Annotated in this window: 32 protein-coding genes and 1 pseudogene; 27 read left to right on the forward strand and 6 right to left on the reverse strand. The window is 43.5% G+C overall.

Annotation, left to right across the window (positions count from 1 at the left end):
- Positions 1 to 971: 971 nt before the first annotated feature.
- From Q0101_RS00415 to Q0101_RS00475, 13 genes are all read left to right on the forward strand, one after another.
- The gene (locus Q0101_RS00415; RefSeq protein ID WP_297941405.1) at positions 972 to 1,433 is read left to right on the forward strand and encodes a hypothetical protein; all 462 of its coding nucleotides are present in this window, start codon (positions 972 to 974) and stop codon (positions 1,431 to 1,433) included.
- An 8-nt stretch (positions 1,434 to 1,441) separates the two neighbouring features.
- A complete protein-coding gene (locus Q0101_RS00420; protein ID WP_297941406.1) occupies positions 1,442 to 1,777 on the forward strand; it encodes a hypothetical protein in 336 nt (111 codons plus the stop codon).
- Between the two features lie 73 nt (positions 1,778 to 1,850).
- Positions 1,851 to 2,237: an Imm41 family immunity protein gene (locus Q0101_RS00425; protein ID WP_297941407.1), complete on the forward strand. Its 387-nt coding sequence runs from the start codon at positions 1,851 to 1,853 to the stop codon at positions 2,235 to 2,237.
- Positions 2,238 to 2,241: 4 nt separating this feature from the next.
- Positions 2,242 to 2,637 (forward strand): Imm41 family immunity protein, encoded by a 396-nt coding sequence (locus tag Q0101_RS00430; RefSeq protein ID WP_297941408.1) that lies wholly within the window; start codon positions 2,242 to 2,244, stop codon positions 2,635 to 2,637.
- Between the two features lie 68 nt (positions 2,638 to 2,705).
- Entirely contained in the window at positions 2,706 to 3,869 is a 1,164-nt protein-coding gene (locus Q0101_RS00435) for a hypothetical protein (RefSeq protein ID WP_297941409.1), read from the forward strand.
- 439 nt (positions 3,870 to 4,308) lie between these two features.
- Positions 4,309 to 4,557 (forward strand): hypothetical protein, encoded by a 249-nt coding sequence (locus tag Q0101_RS00440; protein ID WP_297941410.1) that lies wholly within the window; start codon positions 4,309 to 4,311, stop codon positions 4,555 to 4,557.
- Between the two features lie 146 nt (positions 4,558 to 4,703).
- On the forward strand, positions 4,704 to 5,255 hold the full coding sequence (locus Q0101_RS00445; RefSeq protein ID WP_297941411.1) for a hypothetical protein: 552 nt from the start codon (positions 4,704 to 4,706) through the stop codon (positions 5,253 to 5,255).
- 92 nt (positions 5,256 to 5,347) lie between these two features.
- Complete coding sequence (locus tag Q0101_RS00450; protein ID WP_297941412.1) at positions 5,348 to 5,827, forward strand: hypothetical protein; 480 nt, start codon at positions 5,348 to 5,350, stop codon at positions 5,825 to 5,827.
- A gap of 137 nt (positions 5,828 to 5,964) precedes the next feature.
- Entirely contained in the window at positions 5,965 to 6,147 is a 183-nt protein-coding gene (locus Q0101_RS00455; protein WP_297941413.1) for a hypothetical protein, read from the forward strand.
- A gap of 23 nt (positions 6,148 to 6,170) precedes the next feature.
- Positions 6,171 to 6,443: a colicin immunity domain-containing protein gene (locus Q0101_RS00460; RefSeq protein ID WP_297941414.1), complete on the forward strand. Its 273-nt coding sequence runs from the start codon at positions 6,171 to 6,173 to the stop codon at positions 6,441 to 6,443.
- A 93-nt stretch (positions 6,444 to 6,536) separates the two neighbouring features.
- Complete coding sequence (locus Q0101_RS00465; RefSeq protein WP_297941415.1) at positions 6,537 to 6,926, forward strand: phytanoyl-CoA dioxygenase; 390 nt, start codon at positions 6,537 to 6,539, stop codon at positions 6,924 to 6,926.
- A 38-nt stretch (positions 6,927 to 6,964) separates the two neighbouring features.
- The gene (locus Q0101_RS00470) at positions 6,965 to 7,354 is read left to right on the forward strand and encodes a phytanoyl-CoA dioxygenase (RefSeq protein WP_297941417.1); all 390 of its coding nucleotides are present in this window, start codon (positions 6,965 to 6,967) and stop codon (positions 7,352 to 7,354) included.
- Between the two features lie 168 nt (positions 7,355 to 7,522).
- The gene (locus Q0101_RS00475) at positions 7,523 to 7,780 is read left to right on the forward strand and encodes a hypothetical protein (RefSeq protein WP_297941419.1); all 258 of its coding nucleotides are present in this window, start codon (positions 7,523 to 7,525) and stop codon (positions 7,778 to 7,780) included.
- 260 nt (positions 7,781 to 8,040) lie between these two features.
- Here Q0101_RS00475 and Q0101_RS00480 read toward each other — a convergent pair whose 3' ends face one another.
- The 6 genes from Q0101_RS00480 to Q0101_RS00505 form a co-directional block, all read right to left on the reverse strand.
- Positions 8,041 to 8,907, reverse strand: coding sequence for a hypothetical protein (locus Q0101_RS00480; RefSeq protein ID WP_297941420.1), 867 nt, complete (start codon positions 8,905 to 8,907; stop codon positions 8,041 to 8,043).
- A 15-nt stretch (positions 8,908 to 8,922) separates the two neighbouring features.
- Positions 8,923 to 9,696, reverse strand: a complete 774-nt coding sequence (locus tag Q0101_RS00485; protein ID WP_297941422.1) for a GNAT family N-acetyltransferase — start codon at positions 9,694 to 9,696, stop codon at positions 8,923 to 8,925.
- Positions 9,697 to 9,867: 171 nt separating this feature from the next.
- Entirely contained in the window at positions 9,868 to 10,158 is a 291-nt protein-coding gene (locus tag Q0101_RS00490) for a YciI family protein (protein ID WP_297880101.1), read from the reverse strand.
- A 79-nt stretch (positions 10,159 to 10,237) separates the two neighbouring features.
- The gene (locus Q0101_RS00495; protein ID WP_297941423.1) at positions 10,238 to 11,491 is read right to left on the reverse strand and encodes a ComEC/Rec2 family competence protein; all 1,254 of its coding nucleotides are present in this window, start codon (positions 11,489 to 11,491) and stop codon (positions 10,238 to 10,240) included.
- Between the two features lie 127 nt (positions 11,492 to 11,618).
- Complete coding sequence (glnA, locus tag Q0101_RS00500) at positions 11,619 to 13,046, reverse strand: type I glutamate--ammonia ligase (protein ID WP_297941424.1); 1,428 nt, start codon at positions 13,044 to 13,046, stop codon at positions 11,619 to 11,621.
- A 233-nt stretch (positions 13,047 to 13,279) separates the two neighbouring features.
- Positions 13,280 to 14,068, reverse strand: coding sequence for a histidinol-phosphatase (locus Q0101_RS00505; protein WP_297941425.1), 789 nt, complete (start codon positions 14,066 to 14,068; stop codon positions 13,280 to 13,282).
- 71 nt (positions 14,069 to 14,139) lie between these two features.
- Here Q0101_RS00505 and Q0101_RS00510 point away from each other — a divergent pair, with 71 nt between their 5' ends.
- The 14 genes and pseudogenes from Q0101_RS00510 (at position 14,140) to rplS (ending at position 24,503) form a co-directional block, all read left to right on the forward strand.
- A complete protein-coding gene (locus Q0101_RS00510) occupies positions 14,140 to 15,402 on the forward strand; it encodes a peptidase U32 family protein (RefSeq protein ID WP_297941426.1) in 1,263 nt (420 codons plus the stop codon).
- Positions 15,399 to 15,899, forward strand: a complete 501-nt coding sequence (gene purE / locus Q0101_RS00515) for a 5-(carboxyamino)imidazole ribonucleotide mutase (protein ID WP_297941427.1) — start codon at positions 15,399 to 15,401, stop codon at positions 15,897 to 15,899. The genes Q0101_RS00510 and purE overlap by 4 nt, the downstream gene beginning before the upstream one ends.
- A 3-nt stretch (positions 15,900 to 15,902) precedes the next feature.
- Positions 15,903 to 16,358, forward strand: a complete 456-nt coding sequence (locus Q0101_RS00520; RefSeq protein WP_297941428.1) for a GyrI-like domain-containing protein — start codon at positions 15,903 to 15,905, stop codon at positions 16,356 to 16,358.
- Between the two features lie 33 nt (positions 16,359 to 16,391).
- A pseudogene (gene glyQ, locus Q0101_RS00525) lies at positions 16,392 to 17,228 on the forward strand (glycine--tRNA ligase subunit alpha); the annotation flags it as partial.
- A 167-nt stretch (positions 17,229 to 17,395) separates the two neighbouring features.
- On the forward strand, positions 17,396 to 18,118 hold the full coding sequence (locus tag Q0101_RS00530; protein WP_297941429.1) for a Nif3-like dinuclear metal center hexameric protein: 723 nt from the start codon (positions 17,396 to 17,398) through the stop codon (positions 18,116 to 18,118).
- A gap of 9 nt (positions 18,119 to 18,127) precedes the next feature.
- Positions 18,128 to 18,835, forward strand: coding sequence for a zinc ribbon domain-containing protein (locus Q0101_RS00535; RefSeq protein WP_297941430.1), 708 nt, complete (start codon positions 18,128 to 18,130; stop codon positions 18,833 to 18,835).
- Complete coding sequence (locus Q0101_RS00540) at positions 18,832 to 20,220, forward strand: 3-deoxy-D-manno-octulosonic acid transferase (protein WP_297941431.1); 1,389 nt, start codon at positions 18,832 to 18,834, stop codon at positions 20,218 to 20,220. The genes Q0101_RS00535 and Q0101_RS00540 overlap by 4 nt, the downstream gene beginning before the upstream one ends.
- Positions 20,220 to 20,969, forward strand: coding sequence for an RluA family pseudouridine synthase (locus Q0101_RS00545; protein ID WP_297941432.1), 750 nt, complete (start codon positions 20,220 to 20,222; stop codon positions 20,967 to 20,969). Before Q0101_RS00540 ends, Q0101_RS00545 begins: the two co-directional genes overlap by 1 nt.
- 66 nt (positions 20,970 to 21,035) lie before the next feature.
- Positions 21,036 to 22,376 carry a signal recognition particle protein gene (ffh, locus tag Q0101_RS00550; RefSeq protein ID WP_297941433.1) on the forward strand — a complete coding sequence of 447 codons (1,341 nt, stop codon included), beginning with the start codon at positions 21,036 to 21,038 and terminating at the stop codon, positions 22,374 to 22,376.
- Positions 22,377 to 22,454: 78 nt separating this feature from the next.
- Positions 22,455 to 22,685, forward strand: coding sequence for a 30S ribosomal protein S16 (gene rpsP / locus Q0101_RS00555; RefSeq protein ID WP_297941435.1), 231 nt, complete (start codon positions 22,455 to 22,457; stop codon positions 22,683 to 22,685).
- A 1-nt stretch (position 22,686) separates the two neighbouring features.
- A complete protein-coding gene (locus tag Q0101_RS00560; protein ID WP_005873158.1) occupies positions 22,687 to 22,929 on the forward strand; it encodes a KH domain-containing protein in 243 nt (80 codons plus the stop codon).
- On the forward strand, positions 22,922 to 23,452 hold the full coding sequence (rimM, locus tag Q0101_RS00565) for a ribosome maturation factor RimM (protein WP_297941436.1): 531 nt from the start codon (positions 22,922 to 22,924) through the stop codon (positions 23,450 to 23,452). Before Q0101_RS00560 ends, rimM begins: the two co-directional genes overlap by 8 nt.
- Positions 23,449 to 24,150, forward strand: coding sequence for a tRNA (guanosine(37)-N1)-methyltransferase TrmD (trmD, locus tag Q0101_RS00570; protein WP_297941437.1), 702 nt, complete (start codon positions 23,449 to 23,451; stop codon positions 24,148 to 24,150). The genes rimM and trmD overlap by 4 nt, the downstream gene beginning before the upstream one ends.
- Positions 24,147 to 24,503 (forward strand): 50S ribosomal protein L19, encoded by a 357-nt coding sequence (gene rplS / locus Q0101_RS00575; protein WP_297941438.1) that lies wholly within the window; start codon positions 24,147 to 24,149, stop codon positions 24,501 to 24,503. Before trmD ends, rplS begins: the two co-directional genes overlap by 4 nt.
- Positions 24,504 to 24,793 lie beyond the last annotated feature (290 nt).

A 24,793-nucleotide genomic window follows, 5' to 3' on the forward strand; every position in this document is an offset into this window, starting at 1 on the left:
TTGCTCGTCTGCTACCGCCGTTGCGATTATTCCTTGTAGGGATATTATTGCATAGGCGGAATTTTATATGTCTAGTGGATAGGATAAACTTTTATTTCTTTCAGGAGTATTTTTTGCCTAGTACTATATTATAAATAGTATTGATCTTAATATATTTTTATCGTTTGTGGGGATATTATTTACCAAAGTAGAGCTCTTTTATCATAGATAGAGCAACCTCTTAGCCTATCCCTTTTAAGGATATTTTATGTATAGCCTTGCTTTTGATATTTTGGCTTTGCTCTAATAGAATGCTTGAGTATCTAAAGGATATTGAAGATATTTAGGTATAGAAGGGATATTGAAGTATTAAGGGTGGCAACCCATCATTTTTTAATCACTCTCCCATATTTTAAAAGCCTTTGGCTATCTTAATACTATATAAGAAAATAGCATAGCTTCCTTTATACTTTTAAAGAAGCCTCTAAGCCCTTAGACTTTTTATCTGTAAATGAAAGTAAAAGAAGAGATTAATAAATTTGAGCTAAGAAGCTTTTAAGATCTTTCTAATATAATCCCCTTGTTCATAAGGATGAAGAAGGCTTTAAGCTTTTATCTATTTTTATTTGTTCTTTGCCTTAAAGAACAAACATCTTACAGATAGGCGCTTAAGGCATTTAGTGAAAATGTATTAATCAGCCTCCTTAAGATTTTAAACCTTGAGCTGCTACAAGGCTTAAGCTAAATTTCTTAAGGCTTGAAACTCCTTAACTCATTTTTGCCTATTATTTAAAGTTTCCTTAAGAGACGACAAATATTTTTATATAGTTTTTTAAAAGACTATATACTGATATTCTGTAATCGAGTGTTCGGGGGAATTCCGAGGGTTGTACAAATTCAACGCAGGACACCACTTTTATTACTAATTAAATCGGCAAATTCTATGATTTATTTTTTATATCTAAAAAGCCCAAAATAAGTAAGGATATAAAATGAAATTTTTTCTAATCATACTTAGTATATTTCTTTGTATTTATATTGTTCTTTCGGTGCTAAGTTTTTCACCTTGTGATATTAACGATATGTTGAGGCAAAACTACAATCGTATGGAGCAAAAATGCAGACTAAAATTGATACGACGAGCTAATAAAGGCAATAGCGGGGCGCATAGGCGACTTTTATATTTTTATGAATTTTATTTTTTAGATAGATATTGTGTAGATAAAAAGGCGCAGCAAGAATTAGACAAAGAAGAGCTAAATTTTATTAAAAAATTTCATTCTGGAAATTTAGATCTATGCACAAATAACGACTTTATAGTTGGTTTATTAAAAAAGTGCGTTTTGAGGGAGGGAAATTTCACATTATGTACTGAGCGGATCGGGAAGGAAAAAGAGATTAACATGGATGAAGTCATACATCTATATTACGCGGATAAAAAACCAAAAGAATAAGAGATTTCATGAAAAATAAAATTTACTTTATTGCCGCCGCTATAATATTATTTGCGTGGATATTTTATCTATATAAAGAGCAAAGCACCTCTTGCGATATAAAAGATCTTTTTATGGGCGATACCGAAATAACAAAAGAGTGCAGAATTGCTATAATAAGGCAATTTGAAAAGAATGGTAACCCGCGCGCATATAAGCGATTGAGTTTGGTTTATGGAAAAATTTTAAGCGAAAGACCGACAGAAGAGGTTTTAGATGAGCTAGATCAAGAAGAGATAGAATTTTTGAAAAAATTGTATCCTGATTCAGAAATTCTATCTAAAGAGCTATCAAATAGAAAATAATCGATTTTTATAAATGCAAATTCGCCATAAAGATGGCTAAATTTAATGAATAAATGAAAAAGGACGGTGATTAATGGACTTAGAGTTTTTATACCAAAATTCAACGAATTCTGATAAATTTAGCATCAATTCGTTTGTCGGAAAATTTATCTATCAAAAAACTTGGTCGGATTGCGACTATTGGAAGTTGGATAAAGCTTTAATGCAGATTTTGAACTTTTATCATAACAAAACGCTTCCACGAGAAATTTTCGCCGCAATACTAGCGGTATTTAATGATGTTATCGGCGTGGAGGACAAATCGGAAATTTATGTGAGCAATATGCTGTGCGCGAAAAACGGCGACGGCGTGGTGCCGAGCATATACGATAGATTTGAAAGATTAAATGTTCTGTGCAACAGCATCGTATTCAAACAAAAGCTTGACAATAGCGGTTTTTGGTATATTCCAAAGGATTAATGCAATGGATTTTATAAATTTTTATAGAAATACCGCATTTGATGATAGATATGATGCAAATTCGTTCATAGGTATGATTTTGGATAATAATCTATGGTCCGATGATGAATATTGGAAATTAGAAACCGATTTAAAAAAGATTTTGCGGCATTATAAAAACAAAGAGTTGGACCCAGAAATAATGCAAGGCATTATTTCTATCTCTAATGATATATTTCTAAACGGAAGTTGGCGCGACGTAGATATAGACGCAAAAAGCGAATGTTTTAAAACGTATAAATATCAAGAAGATACAAAGCCGAATATTTTCGATAGATTTCGCCGTATAAAAAGCTTATTATTGGCGGTTGCGTCAGGGGATGAAAATTTTTATAAAATTAAATTTTTCTATGAAAATTAATATAAATGATCTTTGCTTCGCAAATAAGGTGTATAATTTAGCAAAAACAAAAATTACGGTGGATAAAAATGAAAAAGTTATTAAATTTGACAAATAGTAGTTTAAGGCTGAGCGATATAAATTTTAGCAGCTTTAGTGCTTCTAAAAACTGGATCGGTTTCTTTGAGATCGAAAGCAGGGTCTGGCTAAGCGGAGTAAGCTTAGCGATAAAATTATTCGATAACTTTTTTAGAAAATATAGCGATGAAGTATTTATCGTAAGCGCTCTAATGTGTGATGATAAAGTATACAAAAAATATAAAGCAATCTCGCAGGTAAAGCCGTTATACGATAAATTTAAAGATCTTGGAATTTTGCAAGAACAAAATGAGTATTTTTCTCTGGCTAGAGATAAAGAATATCCGTTGCCCGCTATGTGCATAAGAATGGATATTCTGAAATGGGACGACATAAAAGAGCTGGCTAAATTTTTGATGTGCTATGATTATTCTATAAACGAATGGTGTTTTATAGTTTTTCCGAGTTTAAATTTAGCCGTCTATCCGCATGATAGCAAGGGTTTTGGCTGTATAGGGCTAAACGACGAGATTAAATATGGAATCAACTTTTTAAAATTTTGCGAGAAAAACAGCAAGGCAAAAGTGACGATAGATAAAAAAGAGGTTAATTTGAACAAAGCGGTTTTTCTTCTGCCTAAAAATAATGAAGAGCTATTTTCCAGAGTTCAAGAAGTAAGAGAGATAAAAAGAGGAACTTTGTATGCCGATCCGAATTTAATTAAATTTATTGCCCTTAGCGGCTCAATCAAAGATCTGAAAATATCGCAATTAAAGCAGCTATTGCGCGAAGGCCTGATCTATCTTGACATAGGAATATTTTTTATCAAGAATCTTAAAAGAGAAAGAATAGCCACAACAGAGAACATTTTAATTAATTCTTCAATATATCAAGGCTTAAGCGATTTTGAGTGGTCGATCAATGAAGTGGAGATCAAAAATCCAAATTTAAAGGAAGATGATTTTATTAAAGAATGCCTTTTATTTTTGAAATTGGTAAAGGAAAAGATCGAAAATATGGATATTGAGAACAGCAGATTTGCTTTATGTTTGGATTTTTATAATATCGATGGACTGAGCGCGGATTTCGAGCTTTATACTTTAAGAGATAATGAAAAGATCGTTGATTTTTCAGAGGCTAAATTTAATCAAAGCTCGGTGTATGTAATTGTATGAAATTTATTTTCTAGACATGATTAAAGTATAAAATTTATAACTACCATCCCAAAGGAGGGCATAAAATGACATATATAAAAACATACCCCAATGCGATAGAGATGAGTGATTTTTTTGGTTTTTACTCGGATGAAATAGAAGCGATATTGGAAAATATACGTTCGAAATAGACGGGTTAATATTTACATATTGCATAGTCGAGGGATAGGTAGAAATTACTATAAAAGCAGGCGGGGAGACAGCTGTGGAATTTACCGCCGAATGCATCGAGTCCTTAAAAATCAGAAGAGATAAAGATGGCGAATTTATAGAGATAGGACAAAATTTTGCTATAGATAGAATGGTGCAGATAGAGTTGTATATAAGACCGAAAATTTTATTAAAATATGCGAGTTTAGAATGCTAGATGAAACCCACATCCCAATAAAAGGAAACCCAAATGCAAATTGATGGAAAAGAGATGTTCTACAAAGGTGGTCTTATGTTTCATCTGTGGCGAATGGCTTCTTTGGAATATCAGGATAAATATATTATTCATCCCACAATCGACGAATATGAGGATCCGTCGGAAATGGCAGAAGTATTATGTAACCAATGCGAGCGAGCTTTAAGCGATAAGTTTAGATTCTGCTTCTTGCCCTATGAAAGAGAGATATTAAAAGAACTTGCAGATCTTATTTATAAATAGAAAGGCGAAGAAGATGGTGACTATCTAGTATATCAGAATAAGTCTTGGATAGAGGTCAGAGAGCTAGCTTTAAAAATAATCCAAATTTTGGCTATGAACTTGATAACCTCAACTACGATTAAAAGCCTTATAAGGAAAAATAGAATATGTATAAGCAAATAAAAGAGCTGCTAGAAAAGAGCGGTATAGAATTAAGCGAGGGTTTGAAAGAGAGCGAAATAGAGCAAATTTATGAGTTTAAATTTCCAAAAAGTCTAAGAGGCTTTTTATCATATACATTGCCTATTTCGGTAGAATTTTATAATTGGAGAGACTTTAGCGATGAAAATATAAAGGAGATAAAGCAGGCTATGAACTACGTCTTTGAATATTTAAAAAACGATCCTATTGATGAAATTTTTCCAAATGAGGGCTATTGGAATACGCAAAAATGGGGTCCGATGCCCGAAGACCAATCTCGCAAGCGAGCCATTATACTAGAAGCAGCCAAAATCGCGCCTAAGATTATACCTATATATTCTCATAGGTATATGCCGTGTATTAAATTACCGGATCCACCGGTCTTATCTATATACTATACCGACGTCATCTATTATGGGAAAAATTTATATGACTACTTTTTGAGGGAATTTAGCAAAAATCCTCTTGAGCCGGTCGGAAAATGCCCATATGTGCCTTTTTGGTCTGATTTGTACTAAAATTTAATAAAGGCGAGTTTGCGTTAATTTACGTTTGTTTGATTTTTAGAATTTTAAGAAAATATGCGTTAGCATAGTTGGGGTGAGGAAAAATGATAGAAGTAGTGATTGACTTTGACGAGTTGCAAAAATACAGAAGATATATCGATGAGTGGCATGATTATTGTCCCAAAGAAATAGAGAATAAGTTATACTCATATTTATCCGAAAAGCTGTATTTGCCGCTGCGTATCGGCCCTGATGCATTCGCGGACTTCTTTTGGTTTCTACGATTTAAAGAATGGAAAGACTACAGCGAGGAAGAATGGGAGCAATATGAAGATAAGGACGAATGGGAAAGCTATAGCGAATACATCGAAGAAAAAGAAGAAAACTCACGATACGGTTTAAAAAATAAGCAAGGCGTTCGAGACGATTTAAAGTTGATTTTCTTAAATTTTAATGCATTTAAGAAAAAATACAGCGATCTGGCTAGGCAGTTGCTAGGCGTGATAAAATTTACGCTCTCGGAGACCGCCAAATACCCAGATTACGATGACTTACTTGATATTCAAATAGAAATTCGAAGCTAGAAGGTTATAAAGCAGCGATGAGAAATAAATTTAAGGAAAGCAGCGAATGAGATACAACGATCTGATATTTTTTAAATTTATTCCGTAATTACAAAGATAAATTTGCCGGAGTCGGTCGGCGCAACTTTGTAATTTATTTGGAAGAGCTAGTTAAGGCTGGAGAATATGGTATAGCGCTGGAAGATTTTTTAGTTCAAATGTATGAATATGATATAAAAATTTCCTCTAACGACTTAGCAATTATAAAAAATTTATGCGAAGGCGTGAATATAGGTAGTAATTTATGGTCGGTTCTAAGTATTAAAGCGGCGGGCGATTAAAAATATATCTGAAAGGGGCTCTTATGATAGAGGAATATATAAAAATAATAGAGGATTTTTTGCAAAATAGAATCGACGTATTTAAATTTGAAAAGATATATTGGGATAAATTTATGAATGATAAAAATTTTCCCGATGAATATTATGAGCCGCTTAATAGACTTCTTACTGACATCGATGAATTCGAACCAGACGAAGAGTTGAGGGGTGATGATACGGTAGGCGATTCATTAAGTGAAGAGGATCTAAGGGAGTGCGCGAAAAAGGCTTTAAAACAAATTACGCTTTTAAAATAGTAGTTTTATAAAATGATAATTTTTGCGAGAATTTTAAAAATATATTACGATATAATGCGGGCAAAACCCACATCCCAATAAAAGGAAACCCAAATGCAAATTAACGGAAAAGAGATATTTAAAAAGGGTGATCTTATGTTCCATTTAACTCGAATGGCTTCTTTGGAACATCAGGATAAATATCTAGTGCATGCCACGGCTAAATCTTATGAAGACCCCGTGGAGATGATAGATTTGTTATATGATAATTGCAAGAATGCTTTATTGGAGCAATTCGAATTTTGCTTCCTGCCATACGAGAGGGATGCGTTAAGAGAGCTTATAGAACTTATAGATAAATATACTGAAGACAATAGTATATTAAAGAGAGATACTTATGAGTATTTGGTCTATCACAATAAATCTTGGATAGAGGTTAGAGAATTAGCCTTAAATACCTTGCATATTTTTGGATATGATTTAGGTGACTTTGACCTATATTAAACTCACGGAGACAGCACTTAAATAAAAAGGAAACCCAAATGCAAATTAACGGAAAAGAGATATTTGAGAAAGGCGGTCTTATGTTTTATTTAAGCCGAATGGCTTCTTTGGAACATCAAGATAAATATCTAGTGCATGCCACGGCTAAATCTTACGAAGACCCATCAGAAATGGCAGAACTACTATGCGATGAATGCTGGAGAGCCCTTGACGAAAAATTTGAATTCTGCTTCTTACCCTATGAAAGAGAGATCTTAAAAGAGCTTGCAGAGCTTATTTATAAATACTTTAAAGATCAAAGCCTGCTAGAAGGAGATACCTACGATTATCTAGTTTATCACAATAAATCTTGGATAGAGGTTAGAGAGCTATCTTTAAAGACCTTACATATTTTCGGATATGATTTGGACGACTTCGATCTATATTAAGCTCACAGAGCAGCACTTAAATAAAAGGAAACCCAAATGCAAATTAACGGAAAAGAGATATTTAGGAAAAGCGGGCTTATGGTTAATCTATGCCGTATGGCTTCTTTGGAATATCAAGTTGATCATTTGATTCATCCCGCGGTTGAATATTACGAAAGCCCATCGGAAATGATAGAATTTCTATATACCGAATGCAAAAACGCTTTATTGGAGCAATTTAAATTTTGCTTCCTGCCATATGAGAGAGATGCGCTAAGAGAACTTATGGAGCTCATAGATAGATACTTTAAAGATCAAAGCCTGCTAGAGGGAGATACTTATGACTATCTAGTATATCAGAATAAATCATGGATAGAGGTCAGAGGGCTAGCTTTAAAGACATTGCATATTTTCGGCTACAAGCCATATAGCTTTAACTATGATTAAACCCGGATTAGACTTAGCAGAATGAAATTTATCCTATATATCTTTAATCTGCTGCTATATCTAAGCGCCTGGGCTCTGCTTGGTTATATACAGCGAAAATAAAACCGACTTCGCACAAGCGAATATTTTCATTTTGGTGGCGTCTAGTTGCACTGCATCATAGCACGCCGCAATGACGCATCTAACGTCACCGGGCCGCGCTAGCCGCTACGTCGCGATGCGCTCTATCGCTGTGCCTTAAATCCTTGCGCCCGAAGCGCCTAGATCATCTTTCCGACGAGTTTTTCTTTAAATTCTTTATAAATTTCAGGCCCCGCGTGTTTGTATTCGCTCGTTAGCTTGTTGTGAAATTCCGCCATATCGCCGCCGCTTTCGCGGTAGAGCTTGATCGCGTTTCGCCTTACGGCGCCGTCTTTTAGGTCGCTATCGTAGGCGATGCTCGCGTACCTTGCTCGCGCGCCGTCCTTGATCTCGCGGTAGGCTTCGCAGCCTTTGGCTCTGCCGAGCTTTGCGACGCACGCGGCATAGAGGGCTTGCAGGCTCACGCACTGGGGTATCAGCGCCTCCACCGCGGCGAGGTCTGCTTTGGTGATTTTAAAATTTGCAGCCTTTTGTTCCTGTTGTGCGGCCTTCGGCTCCTGCTTCGCGGTTTTTGCACCTTGCTTTTGAGTCTTTAGCTCTTGCTTTGTAGCTTTCGGCTCCGCTTTTTGGGTTTTTTTCTCCGCCATGCCGCTTGTTTTGCCTTGCTTTGCGCCCGCTCCTGCGGCATGCGAGGCTAGACTGATCTTTTCAAATTTCGGATTTTTGCGGTAGTTTAGATTATTAAAGAATTCTATCACGTCGTCGTAAAATTTGTCGTTGCTGACGATGCCGATCTTGCCCTCCTGCCCGCAGAGCTTGCCCATCAAAAACACGATGATCTTATCGGCAAAGTCCTTTCTTTGCTTGCCGATCGTAAAGACCTCGCCTATGCTAACGCCCATCTTCGATAGGCGCGCAAGGGTCAAGGCGCCGATCTTTTTGGCGGTGTTGGAGACGATATTTAGCTCGTCGCCCTCTTTGAGATTTACGACGTCGAAGATATTATCGACATCGATATTTTCGTCGTCTATGATAAAGTGCGTCAAAGTTTTTCCTTTAAATTAAATTTCAATGCCCGCGCTCGCGCAAATTTCATCTCTAAAGCGCGCGAAAGGCCTCATCGCAGGCTGATTTTGCAGATGCTCGCCGATCGGCTTTTGCATCCACGCCATATCGTACCAGCGGCCGAATTTATAGGCGCAGCGCTCGAATCTGCCGACGAAGCGAAAACCCATACGCTCGTGAAATCGCACGCTAGCGTCGTTTAGATATTCGTCATCCCCGTAAGCGATGCAAGCGTTCATGTTTGCGATGTTTTGAGCTTTGAGCGTGCGTTGTAGCGCCTCATAAAGCAGCCTGCCGATACCAAAAGCGCGCACGTTTTGCGATACATAGACCGAGCACTCCGCCGACCAATCGTATTCCGCCCGCTCTTTGAAAACCGAAGCGTAGACGTAGCCGAGGATTTGTTCGTGTTTTAAATTTACGCCGCTTTGCTTTGTCGCGACGATTAAATTTGCGCTATTTTGTTTCGTCGCACCGCTTGCGCGATTTTGCGCCTCGTCTGCGGGCAAAATTTCACTCCCTGCGCCTGCCACGCTCGCAGAAATTTTAAAATTTTCATCTCGTTCATCGTTCGCAAATGCCGCCTCATCGCTTACGTAAGCGAGCAGATAGGGGTATCTTTGCAGCGTCTGCTCGATGCGCTCCGCAAATTCCGCGGCGCTGGGCACGTCGTATTCGAAGCTGATCGCCGTTTGCTTTACGTAAGGCGCGTAAATTTCAAGCAGCACCTCCGCATCTCGCGGCGTTGCGAGCCGCAGTTTTACCTGCATAAAATCTCCTTTAAATTTAGCCGTTTTTGCATAATTTCAGTTTTAAGCTTATCTAAATTTACCGCCGTAATTTGGCTTTTAAATTTGGCGGGAATTTTATCTCACGCGCAAAACGGCTAAATTTCAGAGGCGTGTTTGAGCGCGTAAATTTTAAAATTTAACCCGCGCCATCTATTCGCCGAAAAGTCGCCAAAACTCGGGCGCAAATTTCGTCGGCGCAAATTCTATAATCTCGTATTTTGCGACGCCGTTTTGAAAGAACGGATCTTGCGCGATGATCTCATCAAGCTCCGCGCGGTCTTTGGCGTTGATTAAGATGATGCCGCCCGTGCGAGGGACTTTGCGCCCCGAGCAGATAAATTTATCCGCCGCATAAAATCGGTCTAAAAACGCGTTGTGCTCGTTGATGAAGCGATCGATTTCGCTAATTTCTTTAACATAAGTGAGGTTTGCAATAAACATTTTGATCCTTTGTGAGATTTGAAGCGCGATTTTAGCATAAAATTCCAACGGATAAAATTCCCGCTGGAATTTTCAAGCGCTACGTTATAAAAAATATCGGCGAAATTCCGATTATCGCGCAACCGAGTGCTGCGTAGCGAAGTTTTATCGCAGCAAGCGCGCAGATGTTTGCGAGCGCGAAAAGAAGCGGCGGAATTTGCGCCTGAAAGCTCGGCAGAGCAAAGTTTAAAAACGCAAGCAGCGGCGTATCGAGCGCGCCGCCGAGCCCGAATAGATGCAAAAATATGCTTAGCGGATAAAAGATTACAAATACGTATCCCAGCGGCATGACGCTAAGCTGCTGCAGCGAAGCGGTCGGGAAGAAATAATAGACCGCTACGTTCATACTGAGCCAAACGTAGAGGTTAAAAAGTATGACGTTCTGCCAGAGCTTAAATTTAGGCGCGAAGTGGTGCAGGTAGAGGAAAATATACAGCACGCCCAGGCAGGAGAAATAAAATCCGATCGAAAAGGCCAGGTGCGGGAAAAACGCAAGCAGAAGCGCGATCGTTAGGAAGAGGTTCGTAAATTTAAGTACGTAGAAATTTCGCATCGCGAGGTAAAACCCCACGCAGCACATCGCAAGCGAGCGCAGAAAGCTCGGCGTAAAATCAAGCACGAAGAGATATCCGCTCATCAGCACGATCACAAAGACGCTAAGATCGCGCTTAGCGCTGCGATACGGAAAGTAGCGATCCTGAAAGTAGCGATATATCGGCATTGCGAGCAGAAAGACAGTGCTAAAGATAATGCCCAGATGAAAGCCGCTGATCGAGATGATGTGCGCTATGCCCCAGTTCGTTACGCTAGTGCGCAGCGGTTTTGAAATTTCGGTCGCAAAATACAGCGCAGAGTAAAGATCCGCCGTCATCTCATCTTCGTGTTGAGCGCGAACGAAGCTTATCGCGCGCCATTTTGCTCCGGAGGGCGCGGTCTCGGCTGAAATTTTAAAATTTGGCGCGTAAAAGCGCTGCTTTAAAAAATCTAAAAATTTTACGTTTTTCGTTACGATGCCGATATTTATGCGCGCGAAGCGGTGAAATTCCCGCCCGAGCCCGGCAGTCGTGTAGAGGGTGAAATCCGCCGTTTTGAGCTTTAGCACCGTGTAGGTGCGGCCGCGCTCGTTCGTTTTGGCGTAGGCGTTTAAAATTTGCGCGTCGTAAAAGGCGTAGTTTTTCGCGCGAAATTCTTTGAATTCATAAAATTTCACGCCTAAGTTTATCGATAAAATTCCAAGCAAAATGAGCAGAAAGTATAAAATTTCACGTTTGCGGTAAAAGAGTTGAAGCTTCACGGACGGCATTTAAGTTCGCGCATGCGGTAGAATTTTAAAAACTTTTGTGCGGCGAAATTTTAAAATTCCAAGGCCTTATGCCGCACTGCCCAGTCAAATTTTTCGGCATTGCGGCATAAATTTAGTCTTAGCACGAATAATTCGTCGCAAACTCAAACGGCGTAGGGCGCGCCTCGTAAGGCCAAACCTGCGTTTCAAATTTAAAATGCTGATAGGTCTCGATAAAAAGCTCGCTCATTATCGGGCGCAGATACTCGTTGTCGCGGATCACCGCCTCTAGGCTGCCGCGGAGCGTGTGCGGAAGCTGCTCGATGCCGCGTTCGCGGATCTCATCGAGGTGCAGTTTGAATAAATTCTCATCCATCGGCCCGACCGGCTCGGTTTTGTTTTTGATACCGTCGATGCCAGCCATCAGCATTGCCGCAAACGCCAAATACGGGCACGCGGTGCTATCTGGGAAGCGCATCTCGGCTCGCACCGAGTGCTCGCCGCTGCCGTAAGGGATGCGGATCGAAGCGGAGCGGTTTTGGCTAGAATAAGTTAAAATCGACGGCGCCTCAAAGCCCGGGATCAGGCGCTTATAGCTGTTGGTGCTTGGGTTCGTAAACGCCGCGACGCTACGCGCATGCTTTAGCACGCCGCCGATGTACCATCTCGCCGCGTCGCTTAAATTTGCGTAGTTACCCTTTTTATAAAAGGTATTTTTGCCCTTTTTCCAGATCGATTGGTGCACGTGCATTCCGCTGCCGTTGTCGCCGTAGAGCGGCTTCGGCATAAAGGTCGCGGTCTTGCCGTTTAGGTGCGCGACCATCTTTACGACGTATTTGTATTTTTGCACGTTGTCGGCGGCCTCGACGAGAGTGCCGTATTTGACGCCGATCTCGCCCTGGCCTTGCGCTACTTCGTGGTGGCAGATGAAGGTCTCAAGCCCGATCTGTTCTAGCACTTTTAGCATCTCGGCGCGCAGATCGACCATCGAATCGACGGGCTGGACGGGGAAGTAGCCGCCCTTTACGCCCGGGCGGTGGCCGCTGTTAAAGCCGTCTTTGTAGTTTTTGCCGCTGTTCCAATGCCCCTCTTCGGTATCTACCTTAAACATCGCGCAGTTCATATCGTCGATGATCTTTACGTCGTCGAAAACGAAAAATTCATTCTCCGGCCCGAAGTAGCAGGTATCTCCAAGACCCGTGGTTTGCAGAAACTGCTCGGCTTTTTTGGCGATCGAGCGCGGGCATTTTTCATAAAGTTCGTTTTTATAGATGTCGTAAACGTCGCAGATGACGATGATCGTAACGTCTGCGGTGAACGGGTCTAAAAACGCCGTTTGCACGTCGGGCTTTAGCATCATATCGGATTTATCGATCGGCTGCCACGCCGCTACCGAGCTCGCGTCGAATGGAATTCCCTCGGCGAAGTCCTTCGGCAGGCGCTTGTAGTTGTAAGCGACGTGGTGCCAGGTACCCTTTAGATCGGTAAATCTAAAATCCACGAACTCGACCTCGTTTTCATCGCAAAATTTAAAAAATTCCTTCACGTCATTAACAAATTTTCCCATATTTTTTCCTTTTTTCCGCCCGTATTTGGGCTAAATTTAATGGCGGATTTTAACATTATTTAGTTGAAATTCGACTTTATCTGCGCGCCGTTTTGCGCACCGCGATTTTTAAAATTTCTCGCCGCCGTGCCTTTTGAAATCTGAAATTTTCACGCCACTGAAGATTTTGAAATTTTAAAATTTCTCGCTGCCCGTGCCTTTTAAATTTAGCAGAGAGCGGCTGCCGTTAAAATTTACGCCAGACTTACAAACTGCCGCTCGCGGTTTTTGAAAACGGCGATCTTATCATAGCCGAACTCGCGCGCTTTGGCGTAAATTTTATCGTAGTTTAGCGCCACTTGAGCTACCGAGTGCGCGTCCGAGCCAAGCGTGATCGGCACATCTGCATCCGCTAGCATAGCCAAAAGCGCGTCGCTTGGATAAATTTCATTTGCGGGCTTGCGAAGCCCCGCGGAGTTTAGCTCCACGACGATGCCGCTTTTTTTGATCGCATTTATCGCGCCGCCTGCTAAAACTCTAATATCTTTTTTCGGAGTAAATTTAAAAATTTTAATCAGATCCATGTGCCCTAAAATGTCGAATTTACCGCTTCTACACAGCGCGCAGATCAGCGCAAAGTATTCGCGATAAACGTCGTCTATTTCGCGCCCGCTCCACTGATCTAAAAATTCCTCGTTATCAAAGCCCCAGTTGTTTAAAAAATGCACCGAGCCGATGAGATAATCAACCTCGCGCGCGAAAATCCGCTCATCCATTAGCTCTTTTTTCGTCATAAAATCGACCTCGTATCCCAGCTGCACGTCGATCCGCCCGCTAAACTCATCTCGCAGATCCCTAATCGTCCGCTCGTAAAGCTCCATCTGCTCGAAGCTCATTCGGTATTTTTGATCGAAGTTCATCGGCGCGTGATCCGCAAAGCCGAAAATTTCTATGCCTCGTGCGATCGCCGCTTCCAAATACTGCCGCGGCTCGCCGCTAGCGTGGTTGCAAAGATAGGTGTGGTTGTGTAGATCGGCTCGCATCAACTGCTCCTTAAATAAAATTTTGGCTAAATTGTAGTAAAATCGCGCTTAAAAAATCACTAGGAATGTATTTGAAAAAACCCGAACTCTTAGCTCCCGCCGGGAATTTAACGAAACTAAAAATCGCCCTGGCTTACGGCGCGGACGCCGTGTATGCAAGCACCGGCTCATTTTCGCTGCGCCAGCGAAGCGCGAAGGAATTTAGCAAGGAAAGCTTCGCGCAGGGTGTCGCGTACGCGCACGAGCGCGGCAAGAAGCTCTACGCGACCGTAAACGGCTTTGCGACCAACGGTCAGCTAGGAAACATCGAAAGGCATTTGGAATTTCTTCGCGATCTGCGCGTGGATGGAATTTTAATCGCCACCCCAGGCGTCGCGAGCCTTGCGCGAGCCGTCGCTCCCAAAATTCCGATTCACGTCTCCACCCAAGCCAACGTGCTAAATTATCTGGATGCGCAGGTTTGGGCAGAGCTGGGCGCCGTTCGCATCGTCGCGGCGCGAGAGATGACGCTCAAAGATGCCGTGGAGATTAAAGAAAAAATTCCAAACCTAGAGATCGAAATTTTCGTGCACGGCTCGATGTGTTTCGCATACAGCGGGCGCTGTCTTGTTAGCGCGGTGCAAAGCGGGCGTTTCAGCAACCGCGGAAGCTGCGCGAACGACTGTAGATTTAACTACGAGCTTTATGCGAAAAATCCCGAAACCAGCGCGCTTTTTCGCTTGCAAGAGCGCGAAGGGGAGGGGACTTTCGTAATGAACGCGAAAGATCTTAGCCTCATTTCGCACGTGCAAAAGATCATGCAAACGGGCGCGATCGACAGCTTCAAAATCGAAGGGCGCACCAAGAGCGAATACTACGTCGCATGCGCCACGAATGCCTACCGCGCGGCGATCGACGATGCCGCGAGCGATAAATTTGAGGCCGGCGTTTACGAGCGCGAGATTGCGACGCTTAAAAACCGCGGCTTTAGCGACGGATATTTGATAAAGCGCCCATACGAGCGAGAGGATACGCAAAATTTAGACCGCAGTATCGAGCTTGGCACGCATCAGGTCTGTGCGATCTCGCAGGATGGCGAGTTTATAAGCGTCAAAGATAAAATTTTACCCGGCGAGAGTTATGAAATTTTCGCTCCGCGCGGCTTTAAAATTTGCGCTTGCGATAATGAGATCGGCGAAATTTTTGAGCTTGACGGCAAGCCATATTTGAAATTTAAGAAGCTGCAAAGCCGCAGCGGTAAGGAATTTAGCGAGATTCACAGCGGCAATCTAAATGAGATTAAGCTGCCTGCGAAGCTCGCGGAGTTTTGCTTTTTAAGAAAGGAGATAGAATGAAATTTGTTTCTATAATAATGGGCTCAAAGAGCGATTACGAGGTCGTTTACGAAGCGGCTAAAATTTTAAACGAATTCGGCGCGCCGTACGAGATGATCGTATCTTCGGCGCACCGAAGCCCCGCCCGTACGGCCAAATACGTCGCAGACGCCGAGAAAAAGGGCGCGCAGGTTTTCATCTGCGCGGCGGGTATGGCGGCGCATCTTGCTGGGGCGGTCGCTGCAAATACGACCAAGCCGGTGCTGGGCGTCCCGCTCGGCGGTAGCGCGCTTAGCGGCGTAGATGCGCTGTATTCGACCGTGCAGATGCCTGCGGGCATCCCCGTCGCGACGCTTGCGATCGGCAAGGCGGGCGCAAAAAACGCAGCGTATCTGGCGGTGCAAATTTTAGCTTTAAGCGACGAAGTGCTAAGCTCGAAGCTAAAGGCGGATCGCGCGGCAAAAGCGGAGGCGCTGAAAAAGGACTCCGAGCAGATCGAAGTGCTGCTTGAAGATTAATCTATGAAAATTTTAAAATTGCGCGAAGGCTTTGAAATTTGCGGCCTAAAGACTCACACGAATAACGCAGATGAGATGAGCGGGCGAGGGGTGATCGCAAATTTGTGGGGCGAGTTTTTAAAATTTAACGCTAGCAGAAGCAGCGCTGAGAAAAACGAAATTTATGCTGCGTATTACGACTATGAAAACGGCGCACAGGGCGAATGCACTTGCTCGAAGGAGGGACACCATAAAGAAAGCCACGACGAAGCTTGCAAATCCGCAAATCAGTGCTGTAAAAATGAGCGCGATGAAACCGGCGAAAAATTATGTATTGAAGCGGGCGATTACGCGGTTTTTGATTTTGCGAACGAGCCTACGAGAGCTGGCGAATACTGGGCTGAAATTTGGAAATTTTTTGAAAGTTCGAAGCTTCAAAGCGCTTTTCAAACGGACTTTGAAAAGCGCTTTGGAAGATAAAATTTAAATTTACATATCGATAAAAGGATAAAAATGACGTTTTCACAGATTATTTTGACGCTTCAAAACTACTGGCACGAGCAGGGCTGCTTGCTCGTTCAGCCATACGATATGCCAGCGGGCGCAGGCACCTATCATCAGGCTACATTTTTACGTAGCTTAGGAAGCAAACCTTGGCGCGCGGCATACGTAGCACCCTCGCGTCGCCCCACAGACGGGCGCTACGGCGAAAACCCAAACCGCCTCGGCGCGTATTATCAGTTTCAGGTGATCTTAAAACCGAGCCCGGATAATATCCAAGAGCTCTATCTAAAAAGCTTAGAGAAACTGGGGCTAGATCTTAAAAGCCACGATATCCGCTTTGTAGAAGATAACTGGGAGAGCCCGACGCTCGGGGCTTGGGGGCTTGGCTGGGAGGTTTGGCTAGACGGCATGGAGGTGACGCAGTTTACCTATTTTCAGCAAGTAGGCGGCATCACGTGCGAGCTAATTAGCGGCGAGATCACCTACGGACTTGAGCGCTTGGCGATGTATCTGCAAAACAAAGACGACGTTTACGACATCGTCTGGGACGACAAGGCGGGGCTAGTAACCTATGGCGACGTGCATAAAAGGGGCGAGTTTGAGTTCAGCAAATACAACTTCGAGCTTGCGGATACTGCGATGCTTTTTAATCAGTTTGAAAACTGCTTCGGCGAGTGCAAAAGTATCCTAAAGCACGGCCTGGCGCTTCCTGCGTATGATTACTGCATGCTCGCGGCGCACACGTTCAACGTCCTTGACGCGCGCGGAGCGATCTCGGTCACGCAGAGGCAGGATTATATTTTAAAGATCCGCGATCTTGCCAAAAACTGCGCGCTTTGCTACGCAGATCCGCAAAAATATATCGCTGAGCTGGACGCTGCGGCGTGCAGCGATAAAAAAGGCGGCAAAGACGGCGGCGCGGCGCCCGCTTCCTCCGCGAGCGTAAATTTAAAAAACGCCCACGGCAAGCAAAACGCCGCTGATAAAGCGGATAAAAGCGAAAAGTAAAATTTATGAAAACGGGCGAAATTTATGAAATTTTAAACGCCGCTGCGCCCTTTTGCGACGCAGAGGCGTGGGATAATAGCAGGCTTTTGCTTGGAAACTTGGATGATGAAATTTCAAAAATCTATCTAAGCCTCGACGTTACTAGCGAGCTGGTGCGCGAGGCGGAGGCGGGCTCGCTTTTCGTGGTACACCACCCGCTGATTTTCAGTCCACTAAAATCGCTTGATCCGCGGCTGTATCCTGCAAATTTGATCTATGAGATGATCCGCAAAAACATCTCTCTCATCGCGATGCATACGAACTTTGACAAGCACGTTTTAAACGGGTTTATAGCGCGCGAAATTTTAAAATTTGAAATTACGGACGAGCGGGAATTTTTGGTTTTCATGCGCGCGGATTTGAGCTTTGAGGCTCTGTGCGCGGATATAAAACGCAAGCTTGGCATCGAGCACCTGCGCGCCGTGAAGACGAAAAATTTCATCCAAAATATCGCGCTTTGCACCGGCAGCGGAAGCGAACTAAATCAAAGCTTGGGCGTGGATTGCTTCATTACGGGCGACATAAAATATCACGCGGCGCTTCAAAATTTAGAAAACGGCGTGAGTTTAATCGATATAAATCATTTTGAAAGTGAGCGCTATTTTGGGCGCGCGCTCGCACCTTTCTTGCAAAAAAGCGAAATTGAAGTTATAATAAGCGAGCAAAAAAATCCATTTACGTATTATTAAAGGAAAAAGATGAACAAATATTTAAGCCAATTGGTAGAGCTTTGCGAATTCGATAAGCAGCTGGACGGGTTTAAGCCTAAAATCGAGGCCGCACAGGAGAAGCTGAGTAAAAAAAGCACTGAAATAAACGGCGCAAAAGAACAGATCGAAACTCTAAATGCGGAGATCGCCGAGCTAAAATCTCAAATTTTACAAGCAAACGCGCAGCTGAGCGCATTTTCGTCCAAGCTAAAAGGCACGGGCAAAAAAAGCGGCGCGGCAAAAACTGAAAAAGAGATCAAAGCCCTTAGCGTCGAAGAGGACATCGCCAAAGAGCAGCTCGAAGCCACAAACGAGGAGATCGAAAGGCTAGAAAAGATCGTAGCCGCAAAGGAAGCGCTTGTAAAGGAGCAGAGCGAAAAGCAAGAGGCGTTTGAAGCCGAGTTAAAAAGCTTGCAGGAGCAGGTAAGCGCCGAGATGGGCGAGGTCGAGGTCGCTCGCGGCGCGATCTACGCCAAGCGCGATAAATTAATGCAGGCGATGAACCCCAAAACCGTCTCATTCTACGAAAAGATCCGCAAGTGGGCGGGCAATACGGCAGTCTCGCCGGTGCGCAAACAGGCCTGCTACGGCTGCTTTATGCGCATAAGCGACAAGACCTACTCCGCGGTCATCAAAAGCGACGACATCGTAACCTGCCCGTATTGCGGCAGAATTTTATATAAAGAAGCCGAGTGATCTACACCGCCTTGGCGTTTTTGGCGTGGCTCGTCGCTACGCCTTTTATTTTTATCCTAAGCTTTAAAAAAAAATACCGCACGAGCCTGAAGGCGCGATTTTTTCTATACAAAAACCCCAAATTTAGCCCCGCTGCGGTGCACTTTCACGCTTGCAGCCTGGGCGAAGTAAACGCTCTTGCGCCGCTAATTTCTAAATTTGAGAGCGTCGCGCTTAGCACGACCACGCAGACGGGTTTTGATGCGGCGTGCGCGCTTACGTCGAACTCTCGCTACCTGCCGTTTGAAAACTGGCTTCCGTTTTGGCTTACGGGCAGCCGCGCGCTGGTGATCTTTGAAGCGGAGCTGTGGCTAAATTTGATCCGTTCCGCTAAATCGCGCGGAAGCTACGTGATTCTGCTAAATGCGCGCATTAGCGATCGCTCGTACGCGAGTTATCTGCGCTTTAAGTTTTATTATCGCAAAGTGTTTGAAAATATCGATCTGGTGCTTGCGCAGAGCGAGCTTGATGCGGCGCGCTTGCGGGAGCTCGGCGCAAAAAATATAAAGGTCGCCGGCAACATAAAAAGCGCAAATATCGCCGTTGCGACGAAGGACTATTCCGCCGCGTCCGCAAATAGCTTTGTGCTTACGATCTCAAATACTCACGAGGGCGAAGAGGAGCTTATTTTATCGAATTTAAACGATTTTATAAAATTTCGCAGTTCGCAAAATATGCCCGAAAAATACCAGCACGCAGCGAGTATCCGCAGCGAGACGGACTTGGCTGCGACTGATCTTCGCGACGAGCAGGGCTCGACCGAAGCGCTAAATTTAAACGCAGCTTCTTTGGATGCGGCGAGCTCAAGCGACGCTTCGTCCGCCGTGCCGAATACGGCGCCTTTAAACGGCCCGTCTTTAAATTCTGCTACACCGAATGCAGCGCCTGCGATCGCCATGTCGCAAAAGCTAAAAATCATCCTGGCGCCGAGGCATCCTGAGCGCTTCGAAAAGGTATGTGAAATTTGCAAGGCTTGGGCGCGCGAGCATGGGCTTAGCTTTGAGCGATTTAGCGACGGCGCGGGGCTTGGGAGCGATTTTATCTTGCTTGATGCCTTCGGTGAGCTGGCAAACTTTTATAAAATTTCAAACGTTGTAATCTTAGGCGGCAGTTTTTTGCGCAATATCGGCGGACATAGCCCGATCGAGGCGGCGAGCTTCGGCGTGCCGATCATCAGCGGGCGATTTTTTCATAATCAAAAGGCGCTGTACGCGCTCGTACAAAACATCGCTCTATGCGGCGCAAACGAAATTTCAAACGCTTTAAAAGAGCCGCTAAAGAGCACGCGGATAGATAAAATTTGCGATCTGCAAGAGATAGAAAATTTAATTAAGGAAAGAATTTAATGCAAGAAAAAGCCTATAAGCTGCTAGCGGCGCAAGAAAATATCTCGCACAACGAAGCTAAAGCGCTCATCGACGCGGGGCTTGTGAGCGCGCGCGGCGCAAAGATCGCTCTAGCGCGCGAGATGCTCGGCGAAAATACTAAATTTAGCGTGATGAAGCCCGCAAAACCCGCGATCATTTACGAGGATGAGAACGTTTTGGCGGTCAATAAGCCGCCCTTTATGAGTAGCGAAAATTTGGAAAAAATCTATAAATTCGGGCTTCTAAACCGCCTGGATAAGGAAACCAGCGGCGTCGTGCTACTGTATAAGAACGAAGAATTTCGCGAAGCGGCGATTGCGGAATTTAAAAATTTGCGCGTGAAGAAAAGCTACATCGCGATCGTAAAAGGGATCGTGAGCGAAGAGATGAAATTTGACGAGCCCATTTTGACGATAAAGACCAGAAGCGGCGCCTTTTCTAAAATTTCGCCAAACGGCAAGAGCGCATTTAGCGAGGTTTATCCGCTTATGGTAAGCGGCAAAAAATCGCTCGTAAAGGTGCGGATCGAGACGGGCAGGACGCATCAGATCCGCGTGCATCTAGCAAATGCGGGATTCGGCGTAATAGGCGATGAAAAATACGCTAAAAGCCGCGCAAAACGGATGTTTCTGCACTCATACGAGACTGAAATTTTAGGGCTTAAATTTAAAGCTCCGCTTGATAAAAGCTTCAACGAATTCGGCTTTGAAATTCCTAAAGAGCTCTGATATTCAATGGCTTTTAAGTTAATTTTAGGTAACATCGCAAGTTTAAAAATTTTATAAGGGATCAAAGTGTTTGAGATCATAAGCGAGTCGTTTAAAAACGCGGTCAATAAATTAAAAACAATCGATGACGAAAAAGCTTTAAAAAACGCCTTGGAGACGCTAAAAAAGGCGCTTTTAAAGGCCGACGTGCACCACAAAGTCGTAAAGGATTTTTTGGCGCTTGTCGAAGCCGATCTTCGTATCGGTACGATAGGGCAGAAGCCGTTTTTGCAGTCCATCAAGACAAATTTGACTAAAATTTTAACGGCGCCTAGAGGCAGCAGCCAGGGATTTGTGTTCGCTAGCACGCCTCCTACGGTAGCTTTGATGACGGGACTTCAAGGAAGCGGAAAATCTACAAGCACGATAAAACTTGCGAACTATCTGAAACTTCGTAAAAAAAAGGTCTTAGTCGCAGCGTGCGACTTGCAGCGCCTAGCCGCGGTCGAGCAGCTCCGTCAGTTGTGCGAAGCAAACGAGATCGAGCTATTTTTCATCGAGGGCGAGAGCGATCCGTTAAGGGTTGCGGAAAAAGCGCTAAGCAAGGCTAAGAGCGGGCTTTATGACGTACTGCTCGTAGATACGGCGGGACGTCTTGCAATAGATGAGGCGCTAATGGCGCAGCTTGCGGAGATGAAAAAAGCTCTAAATCCGCATGAAATTTTTTACGTAGCGGACGCTATGAGCGGTCAAGACGGCATTAAAACGGCCGCTAAATTTGATGAAATTTTAGGCCTTACGGGCGTGATCTTAAGCAAATTTGACGCAGATACCAAAGGCGGCGTAGCTCTTGGTATCGCGCAGCAGCTTGGCATCCCGCTTCGCTTTATCGGAACCGGCGAGAAGGTGGCCGATCTGGAGGGCTTTATACCCGATAGAATCACTGGCCGCATTATGGGCGAGGGCGATTTAGCGACGTTAGCCGAGAAAACAAGTGCCGTTTTTGACGAAAGAGAAGCCAAAGCTTTGAACAAAAAGATCAAAAAGGGCGAGTTTAATTTCAACGATTTCGTAAATCAGCTCGAAAGCGTGAAAAAGCTCGGCAATATGAAAAATTTAATCGGCATGATCCCGGGGCTTTCCGGAATGGCGAATAAGATAAAAGATATCGATTTGGAAAACTCAAAAGAGATACTTCATATCAAAGCGATGATCAGCTCTATGACGCCGAAAGAGCGCGAAAATCCGGATCTGCTAAATAATTCGCGTAAGCGCAGACTTGCTGCCGGCGCGGGGCTTTCGCAGGTGGAGGTGAACCGCTTTTTAAAGCAGTTTGCGGGCGCTTCGAAGCTTGCAAAGAAATTTTCAGGCAAGGGCGGCATGCAGGGGCTTGCCTCGATCGCTCAAAGGCAAAATTTACCGAGATAATTTCTCGGTAGAGTTTGCAGATGTTTAAGTTTTAGCCATCTGCAAGTTCTAAAACTTACAAAAATTTAAGGAGAAAAAATGGCAACAGTTGTTAGGCTTACAAGAATCGGAAGAAAGAAGCAGCCTTTTTACCGCATCGTGGTAACAGATAGTAGAAAAAGACGCGACGGCGGCTTTATCGAGACGATCGGCTTTTACAATCCGTTAAAAGATAGCAATAATATCAAATTCGACGCAGAGCGTTTGGCATACTGGAAGAGCGTAGGCGCGAAGTTAAGCGATAGAGTCGCTCAAATCACAAGCAAATAAAATGGTAGAAAATTTTATAAAAGAATACGCAAAGTTGATCGCCGACTATCCGCAGTCCGTCTCTACGCAAAAGCGGGTCGGTGAAAACTTTACCGAGATCATCGTCTATGCCGACAAGGCCGACACCGGCAAACTCATCGGCAAGGACGGCAAAATGATAAACGCCATAAAGACCGTCATCATCGGCTATAAAGCAAAAGATCCGATTAATTATAAAATTACCGTCAAAGCCAAAGATGCCTGATGATCTTTTAGAGGTCGCGAAGCTCGGTCGGACTATCGGCCTAAAGGGCGCGGTTAAAATTTTTGATCGCAGCGACTTCCCCTCTCAGTTTAAAAAAGGCGCCAAATTTTATCTGCGAAACGGCGAAATTCTAGAAATTCTATCCTTCAACGGCGCAAATTCTAGCGCTATTTTTAAAAATTACGAAAGCGTAGAAGCGGCGGCAAATTTAACCAACCAAATCATTTACCGAAGCAAAGAGGATACGCGGAAATTTTGCAAATTGCAAAAGGGCGAGTTCTTTTACTTCGATATTATCGGGCTTGAAATTTATGAAGACGGCGCGGTTTTGGGCCGCGTAAAAGACATATCGCAGATCGGAAGCGGTTATCTTTTTGAGGTAGAAACGGATGAAAACTTAATGTCACAGGCTTTGCCGAAAGAATTTTTTATCCCCTACGTGGACGCCTATGTGAAAGAAATTTCGCTTAGCGAGCGTAAAATTTTTACACAAAATGCGCGCGCGATTTTGGAAAACTCATGAATTTTATCTTCGTTTCGCTATTTGAAAATCTCATCGCGCCGTATTTTGAGGACTCGATTTTAAAGCGCGCGGTCGATAAAAAAATAATCTCGACGCATTTTTTTGACCCGAGAAATTTCACGACAAATCGCTATAAAAAAGTAGATGATTATATGATCGGCGGCGGCGCGGGGCTTTTGATCGGCACGGAGCCGCTTGCCGGAACGATCGAACACGTAAGAGCTAAATTTAAAAACGCCAAGTTTATCTACCTCTCGCCCGCCGGTAAAAAATTTAACCAAAACGATGCCAAGCGTCTAAGCGGCGAAGAGAGCCTATGCTTTATTTGCGGGCGCTATGAGGGGATAGATGAGCGCATAGTCGAAAGATATGTAGATGAAATTTTTTGCATCGGCGATTTCGTTCTTACCGGCGGAGAGCTCGGCGCGCTTTGCATGTGCGATGCAATAAGCCGCAACATAAAGGGCGTTTTGGGCAACGAAAGCTCGCTTGTCGAAGAAAGCTTTGAAGGCGGAATTTTAGAGGCGCCTGCATTTACAAAGCCTGATATTTTTGAAAATTTACCTATAGTTTCAGAGTTTTTAAAGGGTAATCACGCTAAAATGCGCAGTTTAAAAAATCAAATGGCGCTATGCAAAACGAGGTTCTTCCGCCCGGATATGTACCGAAAGATCGCCAAAAATAAAGGAAATTTATGAAAAACAAGTATATCCAAGCGTTTGAGGACGCTCAGATCACAAGCAAAAGTGTGCCTGATTTCCGTGCCGGTGACACCTTAAAGGTAGCCATCAGGATCAAAGAGGGCGATAAGAGCAGAATTCAAAATTTTGAAGGCACCTGCATTGCGCGCCGCGGAAATGGCGTCGGCGAGACCTTTATCATCCGCAAGATCGGCGCAAATGGCGTCGGCGTAGAGAGAATTTTCCCGATCTACAGCGAAAGCATTGAAAGTATCGAGGTTCTAAGAAAAGGACGCGTTCGCCGTGCGAAGCTATTTTACCTACGCGACAGACGCGGTAAAGCGGCTAAAATCAAAGAGCTTCGAAAATAATCTTTTAAATTTACGCTTCGCAATTCAAAGGGAAGCTCTTTTTATAATGCGCGAGATTTTAAAAAATTTCGCGCAAAATCTACTCGTATTAAATTTAAAATTTTACAACTTTTCCATTAAAATTTTTAATTTTAAACTGCCTAAAAATCGTCTTTTCTGATAGAAAAAGATAAAATATATCCTGATTTTATTTGCGTTTAAAAATATTACTATAAAATGCAAATTTTAATTTAGAAAGCTCGCGCTAAATTTGAGAATTCGGCCGAGTAAAATTTATTCAGTAAAGAGCA

Origin of the sequence: uncultured Campylobacter sp., from assembly GCF_937921625.1 — a bacterium.
In the GTDB taxonomy this organism is placed as follows: Bacteria; Campylobacterota; Campylobacteria; order Campylobacterales; family Campylobacteraceae; genus Campylobacter_B.